The following is a 14,002-nucleotide window of genomic DNA, read 5'->3' as shown; positions in this document are numbered from 1 at the left end:
TCATACTCCATTCGCCACCGCATGAGGATCACGATCAGAGGGACCGTCCAAGGCGTGGGGTTCAGGCCTGCCGTGTACAGGGCCGCCCAGAGATGCGGCGCGTCAGGCGCTGTCCTGAACGACGGATCCGACGTCGTGATCGATACAGACCGCGGGGAAGAGCTTCTGAAAGAACTGCTTGGGGAACTTCCTCCGCTAGCGCGCATAGATTCGATTTCCAAGGAAGATGCTGATTATTCCGGGTCGAAAGGGTTCCGCATAATCCCTTCGGGAAACGAAAGCCATGGGGCTTCGATCCCGGCCGACAGCGCAGTCTGCGGAAAGTGCCTGGATGAGATCTTCGGCAGAGGCAGACGCGCCGGATATCCTTTCACCACATGCACCGATTGCGGCCCTCGCTTCACGCTTCTGAAGGGGATGCCCTACGACCGCCCCCTGACTTCCATGTCGTCCTTCCCGCTGTGCCCGGATTGCGGCCGGGAATATGAGAATCCTAAGGACAGAAGATTCCATCACCAGACAGTCTGCTGCCCAGAATGCGGCCCCAGATACAGGCTGGAACTCAAGGATGGAACCGTCACTTATGACGACCCGATAGGGAAACTGGCAGGGATGCTGGACGAGGGCTCGATAGCCGTGGTCAAGGGCTGGGGCGGGATGCATATCTGCTGCAGCTTGGACGTCCTTCCGAAGATGAGGGAATGGTATGGCAGGAAGAACAAGCCGTTCGCAGCCATGGCAAGGGATATGGAAGCGCTGAGACGGTATGCGGCTCCCACGGAAACCGAGGAGGAAGAGCTCCTGTCACCATGTCGGCCGATAGTGCTGGTCGACAAGATCGATTCGGAAATAACGGAGCTGCTTTCCCCCGGACTCGACAACATCGGCATGTTCCTCCCATACGCTGGGATGCACCATCTGCTGTTCTCGAAATTGCGGCATGATGCTCTCGTAATGACTTCCGCTAACGTGCCTGGGGAGCCGATGATCATCGATGACGGTGCGATCAAAGAGCTGGGCGCGGACGCGTACCTGCTGCATGACCAGCCCATCATCAACCGCGCCGATGACACCGTCGTCAGGATCTTCGACGGGAAAACCCAATTCATCAGGAGGTCCAGAGGATACCTCCCATTCGGTCTTCCGATCGGAATGGGCGGAGATGCGATAGGCCTGGGTGCGCAGGAGAATCTGACCGGATCGATTGCTTCCGACGGGAAGATCTGGCCCACCCAGCATATCGGGAACGGAGAGAATGTGGGGGTCCCGGAATATCTGGAAGAGGCTGTCAGAACTCAGATGAAGTTCGTGGGATGCGAACCTCAGATCATCGCCGAGGATCTGCACCCTGGCTATTCCAACCGGAGACTTGCCAGAAGGCTGGCCGAAGAATCCGGAGCGGAAATCAAGGATGTGCAGCACCATTGGGCGCATGCGGCGGCGCTCATGGCCGACAATGGAACCGATTCCTGCGTCGCGCTAACTTTGGATGGCACCGGCCACGGCGACGACGGCACGGCATGGGGCGGAGAGGTGCTCCGCGCAGACCTCTCAGATTACAGAAGGGTGGCGCATCTGGAATGCATCCCGCTTCTTGGGTCGGAGAGAGCGCTATACGATCTCAGGCGCCTCAGGTTCGCCATAGATATCATGAACGGCGATGAGAACCATGATTTCTCCGACAGCGAAGCGGCCGTTCTGTCCAAGCTCATGGGGAAAAGCGTCATGACATCCTCCATGGGAAGGGTGCTGGATGCCCTTTCGTTCAGCCTTGGGGTGTGCACGCAACGCACATACGACGGCGAACCTGCCATGAGACTGGAACCCCTTCTGAGAAGAGGGAAGCTCATCGATGGCTTCGAGACGGGCTCGAAGAGAGGCGTGATCGAAACGGCGCACCTATTCTCCGGGATTAGAGAAAGAGAAGACAAAGACGATGTCGCGTATTCCATCGTCCACAGCATAATGGGGGAGCTGGTGGCCTTGGCGGCCGAGGATGCCGATAAGGCCGGGATATCCTCCATAGGCATCACCGGCGGCGTGTCCTATAACGGGACGATCTCCCGCATGTTCATGGATATGGTTAAATCGTCCGCCCATGTACCCATCCAACATAAGAGCGTCCCCAACGGAGACGGGGGCATATCCGTCGGACAGACGGCGATAGCCCTGAGGATGATACAATGAAAAACACGCTTTTCGTTCTTCTCGACGGCGCCGAGGACGATCCCAACCCGCTGATGGGCGGGATGAAACCATTGGACCTAGCTGACATGCCGTTTCTGAGGGAGAAAGCGCCGCACAGACTGAAGACTTCCGGAAGAGGATACACACACCTGTTCCTCAACGAATTTTTCACCGGCCACCCGCCCGAGATACCTCGCGCCGCATTGGAAGCGATGGGGCTTGGCTTGGACATGAAAGACCCGAAAAGAACGGCATACAGGCTCAGCCCCGCCGTCATTTCGGATGGGATGATACGCTGGACATACGGCTCCACGGAGTACACGGAGAGACTGGTTCCCACAGTGGAATCCCACATGGACATCCTGGACCCTTACGATCCTGCCATAAAATTTTTCATCGGGGGAAGGGCGATACTGACGATGGACTGCGACGATATCCCTGACCTTCCTGGGCCTCCTACCGACGCCCCGTTCGTCGAAGTTCCCGGGGATCTGGGGAAGATGGTGATGGCCGTCGCGGATGACCTCAGCGGGACCACCGATTATCCTTGGGGATGCGGCAAATTCGGCAGGCAATATCCTCCTGTCGGGAGCTTGGGCAAGATGACCGCGATATCCAACAGCCCCACTTCGCTCGGAATATGCGCGTCGATCGGGTGCGACATACAGCTCATAGAGGAACTGGACGACAGATTCCCTGCCGCCAAAGAAGCGCTGAAGCATGGGAACGTATTCCTCCACATCGATGAGGTGGACGAGTACAGCCACCAAAAGGATCCTTTCAAAAAGAAGGCCGTTCTGGAGCATGCCGATAGGATGATGGCGGAATATTTCTCCGATGCGGAGAACATCATCTTTTTCGCCGACCATGGAACGTCATGCGTCACCGGCGAGCACATCCTGATGGACGTCCCGATCTGGACGAGCATAGATGCCGGGATTTCGGACGGAACGAAACTACCTTTGGGAAGCACTATAGATACACTCATGGAAAACAGGGCGTGAGACGATGGAAGATTTCGAGGTCCCAGAATCAATGAGCATATATGGCGACGAAAAGCTTGCTAAGAGCATCCTCTCCAGAATCTGGGGGAAAAGAGGAGTCTTCACATGCACGGTCGCCAACACGAAGACGTCGACCATACCTGGCGTATCTGACGCCGGGGACACCCCTGAGCTGACAATGTTCACGCCCGCCGCGGACGCGGAGATACTGGTGAGCGGGAAAACAACCTGCATGAAAGGCATCCCGATAAATCCCGGAGGAATACCCACGCCCGCGACGCTTACCAAAGCCGCCCTCAACCTTTCCGGAATCCCGTTCTTCATAGTGAACGGCGGATGCGAAGTGATACCGTACGTCCCCTACTTCGATATGGGAGGCAGATGCGGAGAGAAGATAACGACCGGCAATTCGGTCAAAAATGTAAGGGAAGAGTATGAGAAAGGGCTGATGCTGGGCGAGATGCTCGCGAGGGCGTACGATTTCGTGGTCATAAGCGAGAGCTGCGCCGGAGGGACCACAACCGCTCTGGCGGTCCTGATGGCGATGGGCATAATCGAGGAGAACCTCGTCAGCAGCAGCTCCCCCAAGAACCCGAAGGAGCTCAAAAGCAAGCTCGTCGCCGAGGCCCTGAAAGCCGCAGGGATCAAACCCGGAGATCTGGCGAACGACCCGCTGAAAGCCATATAGTGCGTGGGAGATCCCATGATGCCGGCGAACGTCGGAATCATAGCCGGAGCGGCAAAGACCGTCCCGGTGATAGTCGGAGGGGGAACCCAGATGGCCGCCGTGATGGCTGCCGTCACAAAGCTTCATCCGGAACTCACGGGCAATTACTTCCAAGGGACAACGAGATGGCTGATGGGCGACCCCAACTCCAGCATGAGAAAAATCATGGATTCGATTTCAAAAAGTATCCCTATAGTCTATATCAATGTAGACTATAGTGATAGCCCGTATGAGGGCCTTCAGGCATACGAATGGGGATTCATCAAGGAAGGCGTCGGATGCGGCGGATCCTCTGTCGCGGCTATCATCGGATCGTCCGGCAAGATCACATGCGGGGATCTGAAAGAGGAAGTCCACAGGATCTACCGCGAGATAATGGGGATACAATGACCGAAGAAAACAGACCCAAACTGAGCAAGCACGTCTGCCTGACCAACAGGAGCCCGCTGAGCATTTCGGACGATCCCGAATACGACATCCTCTGCGCCCTGGCCGACAAAGACGTTCTGACCATGGCGAGAGGGCTTTCCAAAGAGGAGGCCAGATCGCCGTATCCCGACGGCCTGTTCGGGCTGGACGAGCGCGCCACGAACGCCGCCATCAGGAAGATGAAATCGGCCGGCCTGATTTCCGCGAGAAGGGACGGCAACGACCACGTATACTACCTCAACAAAGGCAGATACAAAGAGCTCGCCGACTTCCTATACAAACTGATAGGCGAAACGGAACGGGCCTGATCGCGATCGCAGCGTGCAAAGCGTGCATAGCTGGTCCGCGCACGCGGGATTGTCTATCTTCCACTTCAATGCCCACATCTTGAGGCTGTGGATGACGTCCATGAGCTCTCTGCTGGCTTCGGTGAGGCGATACTCGCTCCTGATCGGAACGCATGAATCGTCGACGCGCCTTTCTATTAGACCTTCCGATTCCAGCTCCCTGAGCCGCTCGGTGAGAACCTTGGCGGTGACCTCCTTCATGGACCTCTCGATCTCCGAGAACCTCTTCCATTCGGAGCCCTTCCCCATCTCATGAAGGATCAGCACCGTCCATCTCTTCGACAGATAGTCCATCGTACGATACACCGTGCACATTTTATCCATGGTTTCCAAATGGAAAGTGCCGGTATTTATAAGATGGTATCTTTTAGAAACCTGCCACTAGGCAGAGGAGATTAAGATGCTGTGCAGGCAGTGCGAAGAGACCATCGAAGGAAAAGGATGCACGAGGAACGGGGTATGCGGGAAGACCGCGGAGGTCGCGGAAAGCCAGGACATTCTCATAGGGACGCTCATAGAGCTGTCCGCTTCCGGCAAGGAGAGCGCCGAGATTGATAAGACTATAGTCGACGGCCTTTTCATGACTCTCAGCAACACCAACTTCGACAAGGCCAGGATCGATGCCCAAACCGAGAAAGCCAGAACTCTGACCGGGAATGGCGCCGCAATCAGATGCAAGGACATCATATCCCTGGATACGGACGCAGACCTCAGATCGCTCAAGGAGCTGCTCCTGTTCGGACTGAAAGGCATGGCCGCATACTACCATCACGCCGCGATACTCGGTGCCGAGGACGGGAGAATAACGGCGTTCATCAGGAAGGCTCTGTCATCCCTTCCTGAGAGCAAATCCACCGAAGAGCTCATCGCCCTGAACATGGAATGCGGATCCGTGGGAGCGGAATGCCTCGCCCTGCTTGACAGGGCCAACACCGGAGCGTACGGCACCCCAGAAATCACCAAGGTAAAGACCGGGACGGGAAAGAATCCCGGCATACTGATCACCGGCCACGACCTGAAGGATCTAGAACAGCTCCTCGAGCAGACCCAGGGCACCGGCGTAGACGTGTACACCCACGGCGAGATGCTCCCTGCCAACGCATATCCCGCATTCAAGAAATACCGCAACCTGGTCGGGAACTACGGCGGGGCATGGCACAGGCAGAAGGAGGAATTCGATTCCTTCGGCGGCCCCATACTCGCAACCACCAACTGCGTCCTCATCCCCTACGAATCCTATAGGGGAAGACTGTTCACCACCGGGACCGCAGGAATCGATGGGGTGAAGCATATTTTCGCCGCCGGCGGGAAGAAAGACTTCTCCGAGATCATAGAGATGGCCAAAAGATGCCCCGCACCCAAGGAATTGGACAACAAGGAGCTCACAATCGGGTTCGGTCACGCGCAGACGCTTGCCCTCGCGGACAAGATAATCGGGGCCGTCAAAACCGGAGCCATAAAGAGGTTCGTCGTCATGGCGGGATGCGACGGACGCTACGGCAAGAGGTCATACTACACTGAGTTCGCGGAAAGCCTTCCAAAAGACACCGTTATACTGACCGCCGGATGCGCCAAATACAGATACAACAAGCTCGACCTCGGGGACATCGGAGGCATCCCGCGCGTGATCGACGCTGGCCAGTGCAATGACTGCTACTCCCTCGTCGTGATAGCCAACGCGCTGGCCGAAGCCTTCGGCACGGACGTGAACGGGCTCCCACTGTCGTTCAACATATCCTGGTACGAACAGAAGGCCGTCCTGGTTCTGCTGACTCTGCTGAGCCTCGGCGTCAAAGACATCATGCTGGGTCCGAGGCTGCCGGCGTTCATAACCCCCGGGATCTTGGGCGTCCTGTCGAAGAGCTTCGGAATCAGGGCCAACAGCGACGTGCGGAATGACATGATCGCGCTGAAGATCGAATGAACAAACATCTTAGCCTGCGGGGGCCTCCCCTGCAGGGACCCAGAAGGCAGATAAAATGGATAATCCGTTCAGACCGAGCGAGAAATACAGCGGAACGACTATAGTGATAACAGCGGCAGCAGCATTCGCCGCGCTGGCCTTCCTCGCGTTCCTTGACCAGACGCTGTCTAACCCGTACTTGGTGGCCTCTTTCGGAGCCACTGCCGTGCTCATATACGGCGCGCCCAAGGCCCCTTTCTCGAAGCCCAAGAACGTCTTCTTCGGGCATCTGTTCTCCGGGATCATCGGGATAGCCACCGCATTCATCCTTGTAAAGGCGGGATGCTTCGAGGAATGGAAATGGGCCGGGATAGGCATCGCCGGATGCCTCGCCATAATAACGATGATGCTCACCGGGACCATACACCCTCCCGGAGGCGCCACGGCCATCACCTGCGTCATAAGTGGTTTCGCCTCCATCGACCGCCTGTTCGTGCCGATCATGCTGGGTGTCGTGATAATGATGGGCATCGCCTACTGCGCCAATTACGCGAAAGAAAGGCTGCAGAAGGAAAGGAAACCGCAGGACTCCTCTTCGTAAGCCGGACGCGCCATTTTCCGGAAATGGAGGCGCCATACGCCTCCTTCCGGCTTGCATTACGGATTGCTTCGGCAAGAATCCGCCGATCGGACATGCCTCCCGAGCTCGGCAGGATTCTTGTCCATCGTTTTATACCGGATGATACATCCAATAATCATGCAAGTAGAGACGGCCGGCATGTCCTTCTCCTACAAGGATAAAAGCGTCCTGGAATCGGTATCCCTCAATTTCAATGAAGGAGAGGTCGTTTCCATAATAGGGCCTAACGGCGTCGGAAAATCGACGTTTCTGCACTGCCTGAACCGTCTGCTGACCCCCTCCAGCGGAAAGGTTCTGATAGATGGGAAGGATGCGTCGGAATACAGTCTCAGAGAATTGGCCAGAATCATGGGGTACGTCCCATACTCTTCGTCATCCAATTTCCCGCTCAGCGTCATAGACCTCGTGATCATGGGGCGCCACCCATACAGCAGGATTGGTTCCTCCAAAGACGACCTGAAAGCGGCGCATTCTATCCTGGAAAAGCTGGAAATGGAAGACCTGGCTTTCCGCCCGTTCTCGGAGCTCTCGGCCGGCCAGCGCCAGAAGGTCATGATCGCCAGAGGGCTGGTCCAGGAGCCTAAGGTCATCCTGCTGGACGAGCCCACGGCCAATCTGGACATCAAGCATCAGATGGAAGTGGCGGGACTCCTCCGGGATCTTTCCCATAAAAACGGGATCTCCGTGGTGATGGTGAGCCACGAGCTGAACATAGCCGCGAAATACTCCGACAGGATGGTTCTCCTGAGCGGGGGAAAGGTCTACATCTCCGGGACGCCCTGGGAGGTACTGACGCCCGACAACATACGCGCCATCTACGAGGTGGACGCCGATGTCGAAGACCACGGCGGAAGGCCTTACGTAATGCTGAACGGACCGGTATGATCCCATGTCCGAACAGGATTTCGCCAGCGGATATCTCAAATACGTGCGCCACAAGATTGTTTTCATATTGGCGGCTCTGGCTGTCCTGGCGGTCGCCGCAGGGGTGTCTTGCCTGGTGGACGGGAGGCCCATCGGCGTCCTTGACGTTTACAGGATAATCTGGGAACACATAACCGGAGCAGAATACGAGTACGCCACCTCGGAATACTGGGATGACTTCGTAGTCTGCCAGATGAGACTGCCCAGAACCGTCCTGGCGATAGTGGCCGGATCGTCGCTGGCCGTATGCGGGACTGTGATGCAGAGCATAATGTCCAACCCTCTTGCGGATCCGTACACCACGGGGATGTCCTCGGGAGCCTGCCTGGGAGCGATCATTGCCATTGCCATGGGCTTCGCCTTCACCGGCCCGTCGATATACGGCATCATGGGCATGTCTTTCCTCGTGGCTATGATACCTGCGTTCATTGTCATCCTGATATCCAGGCTGATCAGCACGTCCCCTGCGACACTGATTCTGCTGGGGACGATAATGTCGTATCTTTTCGGCGCGATGAACACGCTGATACTCGTCAATCAGGAAGGGGAGACCCTGTCTGCGGCATACCTGTGGACGATCGGCTCCCTGGACAACGTTATTTGGAGCGACCTCTGGATGCCCGGAATCGTCTCGATTATCGGATGCGCCGCGATGCTTGCGATGTCGGGGAAGCTCAACGTCATGATGATGGGAGACGACCAGGCCCGCAGCATGGGTCTGGACGTGGACAACTTCAGGACAGTGCTACTTCTGCTGCTGTCCGTTATGGTGGCGTCCATAATCAGCTTCACGGGGATACTGGGATTCGTAGGCTTGGTGGCGCCGCACATCGTGAGGATGGCCATAGGGTCGGACAACAAGTTCGTCATACCGGCGTCGATGGCGTTCGGATCCGCCCTTCTGCTGGTGACTGACACCATAGCCAGACTTGTGGTGTACCCTTATGAGATACCGGTCGGAATCATCCTGATGTTCATAGGCGGGCCTCTGTTCCTTTATGTCATCATCAGGAAGAAAGGATACGGGGGGATATACTGACCTGGGAAGATTTCCTGCCGAAATTCCTCTCCGTCCGCCGGAAAAAAATAGCATTCCTAGCTGTAATAAGCGCGATTCTGGCGGCGATTCTGGCGGTATCCCCGGCGCTGGGCGCATACAGCGTGTCACCGAGAGAAGTGCTGGACATCATCATAAGCCATATCCTGGGGAACCCACCAGGAGACAGGACTGACTTCGTGGTATGGGATGTGCGCCTGACATCCAGCATCATGGCCGTGATAACCGGTTTCGCTCTGGGCGTGTGCGGGTCTGTGATGCAGGCAGTGATGAGAAACCCGCTGGCTGACCCTTACACCATGGGCGTGTCATCCGGAGCATCATTAGGCGCCACTCTATCGTTGGTGATGGGGGTATCGATAATCCCCGGCCTGATGGGCGACGCCTCGGTCATAACCAACGCTTTCCTCCTGTCTTTGGTCCCGATGGGAACGATTCTGTTCCTGTCGATAACAAGAAAGATGACAGACACGATGATGATTCTCTGCGGGATCGGGGTCATGTACTTTTTCTCGGCTACCACATCGCTCATTATGCTTACCGCCGACCCTACCCAGATGAGCGCGGTGTACTCCTGGAATCTGGGCAACATCGGGATAGGGTATTGGGACAACCTGCCCACGATGCTCATCCCCACGGCGATATGCACGGCTCTGCTGATGATCTTCTCCTCAAGGATAGATGTGCTGACGTCCGGCGACAGCCTGTCGCATACAGTCGGAGTGGACCCTTTCAAGGTGAGGATACTGTCGTCCCTCGGCGTCTCGGTGATGATAGCTTCCATCGTCAGTTTCACGGGGACAATCGGCTTCATCGGCCTCATATCCCCGCACATGGCCAGAGCCTTCGTAGGATCCAAGCAGGCCTATCTTATCCCTGCCTCGGGGCTTGTGGGGGCCGCTATGCTTCTGGCGGCCAACAATGCGGCCAGAATACTGGGCTCTCTGCCGGTCGGCGTCATCACCACCCTGGTTGGATGCCCCATATTCTTCGTCCTGCTGATACGCCAGCGGCGCTCCAGATGGATCTGATAGCATCGGGACCCTGATTAGCTCGATAATCTTTGACAATCAATATATATCAATCTAGTTGGATGTGACAGCCATCTGCAAGAAAAAACATTCGCAGAAAGTGACGCATATGAACAGAACAAGCATAATTATCGTGTGCGCAATCGCCATAGCCATAGTGGCGATAGCCGCGGCCGCAGTGCTTTTGACTCAGGAGAAAAGCGACGAATACCGCTCCTCCGATTCCACCGGCCGCCTGATGATAATGGGCAATGCGAACAACGACGACTATCTCGACCAGAGCGACATCGATGCGCTCGAAAAACTCAAAGGGACCTCTGACTGGGCCAATGACCACCCTCTCGCTGACGCCAACAACGATGGAAGCATCACCCAGGCCGACATCGACATGGTAAAGAGAATGGTCAAGCGCGAAGCGATGGACATATACTATGCGTACTCCTCGGACAGCGGGCTAAACATCTCGAAAGTCTCGTACCCCATCAAAAACTACCTGATGGTCGGGGATGACGTCTCGATCGCCCTCCAATCCATATCGGCGACATCCAAATGCAAAGGCGTGGCCGTCTCCGATTTCAGCGATCCCATCAACTCTTGGGTCGGAAACCTCGCACATATCGGCGACAAATCCACCTCAGCGGACGTCGCATTGGCAACCAACGTCGCCGACAAAGATACCGTCCTGATCACATCCGCCGCATCGCGCTATCTTACGAACCAGGATGCATTCGAGCTCGCCGGAATCAAGGTCATCAGGATGAACCTCGGAACCGGAACCTCCGGAAACATCGCAGCCAACTACGGCCTTCTGACGATGGGATACCTCCTGGGGCTCGAAGACAAAGCCAACGAAGTCGTGAAGTTCAGCGACGATCTGATCAAACAGATACAGGACAAGGTCGGAGGGATCCAGGACTCCAAGAGAGCCAAGGCCATAGTCGCCAACAGGACCGCCAACATCTCCGGAAAGACCTCCGAATACTATTACATCGCCAAGCTCGCCGGCGCCAAGAACATGATAGACGAAAACTCCTCCTATACATCGTTCAATGTCAGCAAGGGAGACGACTGGCTCTACGGAATGGATGTCGACTATATCCTGCACTTCACATCCCTCGGATACGGGGATGCCGACAAGCAGAAGACGTTCTCCAGCTACGATACCAACTTCAAAGAGACAGACGCCTACAAGGCCCACAACTATTACCTCATGAACGCCAACATGCCCACGGCAATCGGCGTAGCGTTCTCTGCCGCCGCCATGTACCCCGACCTCTTCTCGGAAGACTTCGGATACAATGCGCTGAACGAGTATATCCAGAAGTACACCTGCTTGCCGAGCGGATACGACGCCAAGACGAGCGGCGCATTCTTCCAGATGAGCTCCTGAAACCATGCGGGGGGAATGTCCCCCGCCATTAACATGAAATCGCTTGTCATAGTCGGATTCGGATCGAGCAGCCAGTCGCTCAGAGCCAGAACTTTCGATCCGATAGAGAAAGAAGCGGCCGAAGAATTCCCGGACCGCACGATTTGCAGGGGGTTCATTGGAAAGGAAGTCCTGGAAAGGATACTCTCCCGCGGGATCGAAGCGCAGAGCCTGGAAGAAGCCCTGGAAGACTGCATTTCAAAAGGGTCCGAAGATATAGCCGTCATGCCTGCTCTTCCGATCGCGGGAAACCAATTCAGACAGATCCAGAGGATATGCGAAACATATTCGGACAGAATCCCCGATCTGCGTCTTTGCGGACCGCTTCTCTGTTCAAGGAGATCTGCGATGAAATTCCTTGGAACGCTCCCCCAGGTGTTTCCGGAGGCTTTCTCTGAAGGCTGCGGACTGGCGATGATGGGGCACGGACGCGGATCGGAGGCTGACGGCAATCTATCCGAAATTCTGGGCGTGTAAGTAATTCATCCTTTTGGCTCGGTGAGCAGCATGAGGTCGCATAGCTCCATGCCTGCCATCGGCTCCTTCGGTACTTCGACCTTAAAAAGATCGAAGATTCCTCTGCAGTTCTTCGATATCTCCGACAGGGCCGATGACGAGCCATAGCTCATACAATTGATAGTGTTCAGATAGCCCAACGCTTGGCCCACGGACATTTCCCTCTTCCCTGATTCCCTTATCTCCGCACAGAGTTCGCATTTCATTATCAGGGCGACGAATCTGATGAACGACCTGCCTATCATCGTATACTTATCAGGAGTCCGATGCCTACGGTCATCGGACTTGCTGAAGTCGAATGCCTGCTCCGTCAGCCTCCTTGCGTCGTAAGCGGTCATCACAGTGCTCCAGTCCAGATCCTCAGACGACAGCATAACGAACACCCCGGCACGGTTCTCGGCGAATGTTATCGAGTTCTGCTTCTCCGTGACTATGACTTTCCTCCCATCGGCCTGAACGTCAAAGTGCCTGATCGCCTTGCCTGCGATCTTCTTGAACCTAGCGACAGGATCCTTGCAGTCCATCTCCGATGCCTTCTTCTTGAGATCGTTCAGCATCATCTTGTGGTTCTGGACCTCATCCGAGAACTTCTTCGAATCGAAACAGACGTATGCATTCACCTTCCCTTCTGAGCCGTGACCGGCTTCGCCGGACACGGTGAACGAGTATGCCTGCGACCCGTCGGCCGAGGTACGGTCGGCCTCCTTGAGGCCGATCACGGTCTTCCATACTTTGTATGCGTGACCGTCATGGACCATATCCTCAGCCTCGCTGGTCCTAACGAATCTGGATAGAAGCGTCTTTATGGCCTTGGATGATGTGTTGGCAGGAGCTGTGAATCTGAGTTCCCTGTCCAGCAGATGCTTTACATTGGCTCCTGAGACGAATCCTCTGTCGAAAACGAACAGAGCATCATCCTTCCCGTACCTTCCTATATCGGACACCATCCTGTCTACCGTAGCGATATCCGAGATCGTCCCAGGATAATGGCGGAACATGAGAGGGACACCTCTCATGTCCGTTGCGAATCCGGTTTTTGTTTGCTTGATGTCCTCGCCGTCCTTGTTGTTGACCACGTACTCGGCCATCTGGTCCAGTTCCGAGTATGTTCCATTGGTGGTAGTGTCCCAAGCCACCAGCCCATCCGAGCCTTTGACCCTGAGCTCGAAGAAACGATCTATGTTCAGGTCGTATTCCCCTATCCTCTTGGTGAACTCAGACATGGATCCGGAATCCATTGATGACTTGAGGTCGTAAAACTCGCGGATGTACGTGCGCTCCAATGTGGAATCTATGTTCCTGAATGCTCCGGGCTCCATCAGATATGCCATGGCTGCTGCCATGACGATCTTGCCCGAGTTCCCGAAGGACCTCATGAGGTCCTCGCCGAGCGATATGCGCTGCTGCACGCTGTGCAGCAGGTATGTCGCTCCATACTCCTTGGATGATACTCCTTTGAGGATGGCGATCTCCTTCTCTTTCGTGATTTTTCTGCGATTCTCCGCAGATTTTTCGGGAATCTTCGCCAAAAGCTCCCCGGAATCAGGATCTACCCTTCCGAGATATGTCGAAACGGTCTTCTTCTTACCGTTTTCCATCACGGATGTGATCTGATATGCGTAGAATTTGTCCCCTCTTCTGACGATTGTACGCTTGATTTCATCCCCATCCCTAGGTCTAACCATGATATTACCTTACATAAACTGTATGTAAGTAATGATATATAAGAGCTTGTTATGAGTCTAGCCAGCATATCAAAAACAGATCAATTCGCTGATGAAAAATTACTTACACGCCCAGAATTTCGG

At 55.4% G+C, this 14,002-nt stretch carries 14 protein-coding genes; 12 read left to right on the top strand and 2 right to left on the bottom strand.

Features of this window, described 5'->3' with window-relative positions; all coding sequences use genetic code 11:
- Positions 1–21 precede the first annotated feature (21 nt).
- Genes hypF through IKP20_08440 form a run of 5 tightly spaced genes read left to right on the top strand, consistent with a single transcriptional unit; the run spans position 22 to position 4,655 of the window.
- Positions 22–2,187: a carbamoyltransferase HypF gene (gene hypF / locus IKP20_08460; protein MBR4504979.1), complete on the top strand. Its 2,166-nt coding sequence runs from the start codon at positions 22–24 to the stop codon at positions 2,185–2,187.
- Complete coding sequence (locus tag IKP20_08455; GenBank protein MBR4504978.1) at positions 2,184–3,191, top strand: phosphoglycerate mutase; 1,008 nt, start codon at positions 2,184–2,186, stop codon at positions 3,189–3,191. Before hypF ends, IKP20_08455 begins: the two co-directional genes overlap by 4 nt.
- A 4-nt stretch (positions 3,192–3,195) precedes the next feature.
- Positions 3,196–3,879, top strand: a complete 684-nt coding sequence (locus IKP20_08450; GenBank protein ID MBR4504977.1) for a hypothetical protein — start codon at positions 3,196–3,198, stop codon at positions 3,877–3,879.
- Positions 3,880–3,894: 15 nt separating this feature from the next.
- Entirely contained in the window at positions 3,895–4,308 is a 414-nt protein-coding gene (locus IKP20_08445) for a hypothetical protein (GenBank protein MBR4504976.1), read from the top strand.
- Entirely contained in the window at positions 4,305–4,655 is a 351-nt protein-coding gene (locus IKP20_08440) for a hypothetical protein (protein MBR4504975.1), read from the top strand. Before IKP20_08445 ends, IKP20_08440 begins: the two co-directional genes overlap by 4 nt.
- On the opposite strand, the gene IKP20_08435 is transcribed toward IKP20_08440, so the two are convergent.
- Positions 4,620–5,018, bottom strand: a complete 399-nt coding sequence (locus tag IKP20_08435; GenBank protein ID MBR4504974.1) for a helix-turn-helix transcriptional regulator — start codon at positions 5,016–5,018, stop codon at positions 4,620–4,622. The two genes, IKP20_08440 and IKP20_08435, sit on opposite strands and share 36 nt — an antisense overlap.
- A 76-nt stretch (positions 5,019–5,094) precedes the next feature.
- On the opposite strand from IKP20_08435, the gene hcp reads away from it, so the two are divergent.
- The 7 genes from hcp to IKP20_08400 all read left to right on the top strand — a co-directional run bounded on the left by hcp (position 5,095) and on the right by IKP20_08400 (position 12,155).
- Positions 5,095–6,618, top strand: a complete 1,524-nt coding sequence (gene hcp, locus IKP20_08430) for a hydroxylamine reductase (protein ID MBR4504973.1) — start codon at positions 5,095–5,097, stop codon at positions 6,616–6,618.
- A gap of 55 nt (positions 6,619–6,673) precedes the next feature.
- Positions 6,674–7,198, top strand: coding sequence for an HPP family protein (locus IKP20_08425; protein ID MBR4504972.1), 525 nt, complete (start codon positions 6,674–6,676; stop codon positions 7,196–7,198).
- 156 nt (positions 7,199–7,354) lie between these two features.
- Positions 7,355–8,122: an ABC transporter ATP-binding protein gene (locus IKP20_08420; GenBank protein ID MBR4504971.1), complete on the top strand. Its 768-nt coding sequence runs from the start codon at positions 7,355–7,357 to the stop codon at positions 8,120–8,122.
- A gap of 4 nt (positions 8,123–8,126) precedes the next feature.
- Positions 8,127–9,200: an iron ABC transporter permease gene (locus tag IKP20_08415; protein ID MBR4504970.1), complete on the top strand. Its 1,074-nt coding sequence runs from the start codon at positions 8,127–8,129 to the stop codon at positions 9,198–9,200.
- On the top strand, positions 9,182–10,249 hold the full coding sequence (locus IKP20_08410; protein ID MBR4504969.1) for an iron ABC transporter permease: 1,068 nt from the start codon (positions 9,182–9,184) through the stop codon (positions 10,247–10,249). The genes IKP20_08415 and IKP20_08410 overlap by 19 nt, the downstream gene beginning before the upstream one ends.
- Positions 10,250–10,358: 109 nt before the next feature.
- A complete protein-coding gene (locus IKP20_08405; GenBank protein ID MBR4504968.1) occupies positions 10,359–11,639 on the top strand; it encodes an ABC transporter substrate-binding protein in 1,281 nt (426 codons plus the stop codon).
- A 33-nt stretch (positions 11,640–11,672) separates the two neighbouring features.
- A complete protein-coding gene (locus IKP20_08400; GenBank protein MBR4504967.1) occupies positions 11,673–12,155 on the top strand; it encodes a sirohydrochlorin cobaltochelatase in 483 nt (160 codons plus the stop codon).
- 5 nt (positions 12,156–12,160) lie between these two features.
- Here the strand turns inward: IKP20_08400 and IKP20_08395 are convergent, their stop codons facing one another.
- Positions 12,161–13,792, bottom strand: a complete 1,632-nt coding sequence (locus IKP20_08395) for a transposase (GenBank protein ID MBR4504966.1) — start codon at positions 13,790–13,792, stop codon at positions 12,161–12,163.
- Positions 13,793–14,002 lie beyond the last annotated feature (210 nt).

Source organism: Candidatus Methanomethylophilaceae archaeon (assembly GCA_017524805.1).
Lineage (GTDB): Archaea > Thermoplasmatota > Thermoplasmata > Methanomassiliicoccales > Methanomethylophilaceae > Methanoprimaticola.
This window is presented reverse-complemented; position numbering and strand designations above follow the sequence as displayed.

Excerpts from the sequence above, each read along its gene's own strand:
- hypF (MBR4504979.1), top strand. The coding sequence starts at position 22 with ATGAGGATCACGATCAGAGGGACCGTCCAAGGCGTGGGGTTCAGGCCT.
- IKP20_08455 (MBR4504978.1), top strand. The coding sequence starts at position 2,184 with ATGAAAAACACGCTTTTCGTTCTTCTCGACGGCGCCGAGGACGATCCC.
- IKP20_08450 (MBR4504977.1), top strand. The coding sequence starts at position 3,196 with ATGGAAGATTTCGAGGTCCCAGAATCAATGAGCATATATGGCGACGAA.
- IKP20_08445 (MBR4504976.1), top strand. The coding sequence starts at position 3,895 with ATGATGCCGGCGAACGTCGGAATCATAGCCGGAGCGGCAAAGACCGTC.
- IKP20_08440 (MBR4504975.1), top strand. The coding sequence starts at position 4,305 with ATGACCGAAGAAAACAGACCCAAACTGAGCAAGCACGTCTGCCTGACC.
- IKP20_08435 (MBR4504974.1), bottom strand. The coding sequence starts at position 5,018 with ATGGATAAAATGTGCACGGTGTATCGTACGATGGACTATCTGTCGAAG.
- hcp (MBR4504973.1), top strand. The coding sequence starts at position 5,095 with ATGCTGTGCAGGCAGTGCGAAGAGACCATCGAAGGAAAAGGATGCACG.
- IKP20_08425 (MBR4504972.1), top strand. The coding sequence starts at position 6,674 with ATGGATAATCCGTTCAGACCGAGCGAGAAATACAGCGGAACGACTATA.
- IKP20_08420 (MBR4504971.1), top strand. The coding sequence starts at position 7,355 with ATGCAAGTAGAGACGGCCGGCATGTCCTTCTCCTACAAGGATAAAAGC.
- IKP20_08415 (MBR4504970.1), top strand. The coding sequence starts at position 8,127 with ATGTCCGAACAGGATTTCGCCAGCGGATATCTCAAATACGTGCGCCAC.
- IKP20_08405 (MBR4504968.1), top strand. The coding sequence starts at position 10,359 with ATGAACAGAACAAGCATAATTATCGTGTGCGCAATCGCCATAGCCATA.
- IKP20_08400 (MBR4504967.1), top strand. The coding sequence starts at position 11,673 with ATGAAATCGCTTGTCATAGTCGGATTCGGATCGAGCAGCCAGTCGCTC.
- IKP20_08395 (MBR4504966.1), bottom strand. The coding sequence starts at position 13,792 with ATGGAAAACGGTAAGAAGAAGACCGTTTCGACATATCTCGGAAGGGTA.